Here is a 633-nt window from a genome sequence, read left to right as displayed (position 1 = left end):
CTCCATCCACCGGTCGACACGCCCGCTGGTCGTAGTTTAGCCATTACGTTAGCAACAATTAGCTTGTATTATCTTGAACATTGAAATGAGTTTTTGAATGAAAGTATTATTTTTTCTTTCTCTCTTTTATCTCTATGTAAGTGACCCCATTAATCTAATAGTAGAAGGTAGAATAGAGTCATTTAGAAAATTTTCGGAATATCCTATATATGATTATTTTGAATTGTATGGTTATAAACTTTTAAGAAAGACCAATTTTAATTTAGAAAAAGGATCAACAGTCTTAGTTGAAAAATATTCAGATGACGGAAGAGGTAGTCATTTTATTACTTGGATCAATAAAGAACAAGTAATCGAATGTGAAATAATAAAAAAGAGAATAACTAAAATAAGAAAACGTAAAATAACAATAGAAGAATACGCAAGCTTAAATAAAATTTACAATGAGGAGCATCTTTGTAAAGAAGGTGAAATAAAAGTTCTGCCAGCAAGTATATATTTAGTAACAAAATATGAAGCAGATGGTAGTTTTAAAAACTATTATTGTATTAATAATTAACATGTTGCTAACAACAGCTAAAACAGCAAGTCTCGGTCGACACGCCCTCGCTCGCCGTTTAGCCATTACGTTAG

General features: G+C 31.0%; 1 protein-coding gene. It reads left to right on the top strand.

Going from position 1 to position 633, the window contains the following annotated elements; all coding sequences use genetic code 11:
* Positions 1-97 precede the first annotated feature (97 nt).
* Positions 98-559, top strand: a complete 462-nt coding sequence (locus tag HGP29_RS28450; protein ID WP_168885838.1) for a hypothetical protein — start codon at positions 98-100, stop codon at positions 557-559.
* Positions 560-633 lie beyond the last annotated feature (74 nt).

This window comes from Flammeovirga agarivorans (assembly GCF_012641475.1).
GTDB lineage: Bacteria > Bacteroidota > Bacteroidia > Cytophagales > Flammeovirgaceae > Flammeovirga > Flammeovirga agarivorans.
This window is presented reverse-complemented; position numbering and strand designations above follow the sequence as displayed.

Bases quoted from the DNA above. Each gene is read 5' to 3' on its own strand.
- HGP29_RS28450 (WP_168885838.1), top strand. From the start codon at position 98: ATGAAAGTATTATTTTTTCTTTCTCTCTTTTATCTCTATGTAAGTGAC.